Genomic DNA, 3272 nt, shown 5'->3' with positions numbered 1-3272 from the left:
GCGTGCGGGGCCGCCGCGCGCGCCGCTGCGGCGCGGGCGCGTGCCCCCGCGATCGCGCCGCGGCCGCGCGCGCCGCCTCGGCGTCCGCGGCCTCCGCCTGGTCGAGCAGCGTCTTCCGCCGTTCGTCCAGGCGCTTCAGCTCGCCCTCCGCCTGCTTCGCACCGGCCTGCAGCTGTTCCGTCACGCGGCGATAGAGAGCGGTGCGGAACAGGCGCGAGAGAATCTCCTGCCGCTTGCCGCGATCCACCGTCAGCAATTCCCGGAAACGGCCCTGGGGCAGCAGCACGACCTGGCGGAACTCCGCGGCCTTGTAGCCGAGCAGCGCCTCGATGCGGGGCGCGACCTCGCGCTCGCCCTCGGCCAGCAGCGTCTCGCCCGCCTCGTCCAGGCGCCAGAGCAGGACGTTTCCGGCCTCCTTCGCCGTGCCGCCGCCGCGGCGCGCGGGGCGCAGCCATTCGGCCTGGCGAAGGACGCGGAAGCGCGCGGGGCCAAGGGCGAAGACCAGCTCGGCCTCGGTGCGCTGCGCGGGGTCCGCGAACTGGCTGCGCAGATGCGCTGCCTGCCGCTCCTCGCCGCTCGACTGGCCGAACAGCGCGTAGCAGAGCCCGTCCAGCACGGTCGTCTTGCCCGCGCCGGTGGGCCCGTGGATCAGGAACAGCCGATGGCCGCGCAGCGCCGCGTCGAAGTCCAGCGTGAGGTCGCCGGCGTAGGCGCCGAAGGCCGAGAGGCGCAGCCGGTGCGGGCGCATCAGCCCTCCTCCGCCCGCGCCGCCTCGATCGCCGCGCGCGCCCCCGCGCGCGCCTCGGGCGGCAGCGTCGCGCCGCGCATCGCGGTGAAGAAGGCGTCGAGCAGGTCGAGCGGATCGTCGCCCTGCCGCCCGGCGGCCTCGCCCGGCAGATCGAGCAACTCGTGGCGCGCGAAGGAGAGCTCGAGCACGCTGCCGAAGGCCGCACGCAGCCGTTCCATCGCGCCCCAGACGGGCACCGCATCGGTCAGGCGGATGCGGAACCAGTCCTCGGCCCAGGCCGGCTTCGCCTGCGCCAGCACCGCCTCCAGCGTGCCCTCCAGCGTGCGGAGCGCACGCGGCGGCTCGAAGGGCAGCGCCTCGATCCGGACGGCGCCGGCGGCGTCCATCTCCACCAGCGTCGCCGACTTGGCGTGCCCGGCCTCGGCGAAGGAATAGGCGAGCGGCGATCCGCTGTAGCGGATGCGTCCCTCGCCCAGCGTCTGCGGCCGGTGCAGGTGGCCGAGCGCGACATAGTCGAAGCCGGCGAAGCGCGCGGCCGAGACCGCCTTGGCGCCGCCCACCTGCAGCAGGCGTTCGCTGTCGCTCTCCTCGCCACCGGCGACGAAGGCATGCGCGACCAGCAGGCTGCGGCAGCGCGGCGGCAGCCCGCGGCGCAGTGCGGCGCAGAGCAGGCCGAAGCCGGCATCGTGATCGGCGATGTCCGCGCCTGCCGCCAGCAGCGTGCCCATCAGCGCCGGCGAGGCGTAGCCGCTGGCACAGACCGCGACCGGCCCGTGCTCGTCGTGCAGGGTGAGCGGCTCGCCAAGGCAGCGCGCCTCGATATGCAGGCCCTGGCCGCGCATCACCGCCGCGCCGAAGGCGAGCCGGTCGGCGGCGTCGTGGTTGCCCGGGATCAGCACCACGCGCGTCCCGAGCCGCAGCACGATCTCGGCAAGCAGGGTGTCGAGCAGCTCGATCGCTTCCACCGGCGGGATGGAACGGTCGAAGACGTCGCCGGCGATCAGCACCGCGTCGGGCCGCGTCTCCTCCACCATGCGGAGGAACTGGCGCTGCAGCAGCGCGGCCTGGTCGGCCAGGAAGGAGGCACCGCCCAGGCTGCGCCCGAGATGCCAGTCGGCGGTGTGCAGCAGGCGCATCGCGCTCCCGGTCGTTGTTCGCGCCCTCCAACAAACCCCGGCCGCGGCGGGGGCGCAACCGGCCCGACCCTCTTCACAGCGATCGCGCGTGGGCGCATGCGGAGACGGATGGAACAGCGGAACAATGGGACGAAGCCGGCACGGGCCTGGATCAGGCTGCCCTCCGGCCGCCGGCTGGACCTACTGGCGCCGACACCCTTCGACTGGACGGACGAGGACCTCGCCACCGGGCTGGCACGCACCTTCCGCTGGGGCGGGCATTCCATCTGGCCCGCGCCGCTGTCCGTCGCGCAGCATTCGCTGGCGGTGCTGGCGCTGCGGCGCGCGGCGAAGCCGGCGGCGACGCGCGCGCAACTGCGGCGCGAATTGCTGCACGACGCCGAGGAAGGGCTGATCAATTTCGACTGCATCTCGCCGCTCAAGCCCTTCCTGGGCGAGGGTTTTCGTGCGCTGCAGGAGAGCCTGGCCGGCGTGGTCGCGACGCGCTACGCGCTGCCGCCCTGGACCGCGGAGGAGAAGGCGCTCCACAAGAAGTGCGACATCGCCATGGCGGCGGCCGAGGCGGTGCATGTGGCGGGCTGGTCCCGGACCGAGCTGCGCGCGACCCTCGGCATCCGCGCCGCCGTGATGCAGGCCGACCCGCTGGTCGCCGAGTTCGGCGGCACGCCATGGGAGCCCTGGCCGCCGGAAGTGGCGGCGGCGCGCTTCCTGGCCGCCCTCGCGCGGCTGGCCTGAGGCGCGGCCAGCGGCTAGAGAAGCGCCATGGCGGCGGGCGAGCCCTTCTGGCGGACGAAGACACTCGGCGAGATGACGCGCGCCGAGTGGGAAAGCCTGTGCGACGGCTGCGGCCGCTGCTGCCTGCACAAGCTGCGCGACGAGGATACGGGCGAACTCGGCTGGACCAACGTGGCGTGCCGGCTGCTGGATATCGGCACGGCGCGCTGCAGCGACTACGCGAACCGCAAGGCGCGCGTGCCGGATTGCGTGAAGCTCACGCCGAAGAAGCTGGCCGGCATAGACTGGCTGCCGCCCACCTGCGCCTATCGCCTGCTGGCGGAGGGTCAGGACCTGCCCTGGTGGCACCCGCTGGTCTCCGGCGATCCCGAAACGGTCGTCCAGGCCGGCGTCAGCGTGCGCGGCAAGGCGATCCGCGAGCGGGATGCGGGCGCTCTCGAAGAGCATCTCGTCGCCTGGCCCGGCCGCACGCCACGCGCCGCGCGCCCCCGCACGAACAAGACCGAAGGAAGGAGCCAGACACCATGAAGGATGCGCTGTTCGGCGGCGTGAACGCCGCCGCGCTGACGGCGATGAAGCCCGATTTCTCGCCCGATCTCGACCGCTTCGCCGGGCACTGCAAGTGGCTGCTGGCGAATGGGTGCAACGGCCGC

4 protein-coding genes are annotated in these 3272 nt (G+C 73.7%); 2 read left to right on the top strand and 2 right to left on the bottom strand.

Annotation, left to right across the window (positions count from 1 at the left end; genetic code table 11):
- Nucleotides 1–748, bottom strand: a 748-nt coding sequence (locus tag AC1MIR_RS25760; RefSeq protein ID WP_480031032.1) for an AAA family ATPase, incomplete at its 3' end; no start/stop codon positions are given.
- Entirely contained in the window at nucleotides 748–1884 is a 1137-nt protein-coding gene (locus AC1MIR_RS25755; RefSeq protein ID WP_480031031.1) for an exonuclease SbcCD subunit D, read from the bottom strand. The genes AC1MIR_RS25760 and AC1MIR_RS25755, both read right to left, overlap by 1 nt.
- Before the next feature lie 108 nt (nucleotides 1885–1992).
- Between AC1MIR_RS25755 and AC1MIR_RS25750 the strand changes: the two genes are divergently transcribed.
- Together AC1MIR_RS25750 and AC1MIR_RS25745 are read left to right on the top strand one after the other, a co-directional pair.
- Complete coding sequence (locus AC1MIR_RS25750) at nucleotides 1993–2619, top strand: hypothetical protein (RefSeq protein WP_480031030.1); 627 nt, start codon at nucleotides 1993–1995, stop codon at nucleotides 2617–2619.
- Between the two features lie 27 nt (nucleotides 2620–2646).
- Nucleotides 2647–3147: a YcgN family cysteine cluster protein gene (locus AC1MIR_RS25745; protein WP_480031029.1), complete on the top strand. Its 501-nt coding sequence runs from the start codon at nucleotides 2647–2649 to the stop codon at nucleotides 3145–3147.
- Nucleotides 3148–3272 lie beyond the last annotated feature (125 nt).

Source organism: Falsiroseomonas sp. RANM36, assembly GCF_056682175.1.
The sequence above is the reverse complement of the archived record's forward strand: the minus strand, read 5'-3'. Positions and strand labels throughout refer to the sequence as shown.

Excerpts from the sequence above, each read along its gene's own strand:
- AC1MIR_RS25755 (WP_480031031.1), bottom strand. The coding sequence starts at position 1,884 with ATGCGCCTGCTGCACACCGCCGACTGGCATCTCGGGCGCAGCCTGGGC.
- AC1MIR_RS25750 (WP_480031030.1), top strand. The coding sequence starts at position 1,993 with ATGGAACAGCGGAACAATGGGACGAAGCCGGCACGGGCCTGGATCAGG.
- AC1MIR_RS25745 (WP_480031029.1), top strand. The coding sequence starts at position 2,647 with ATGGCGGCGGGCGAGCCCTTCTGGCGGACGAAGACACTCGGCGAGATG.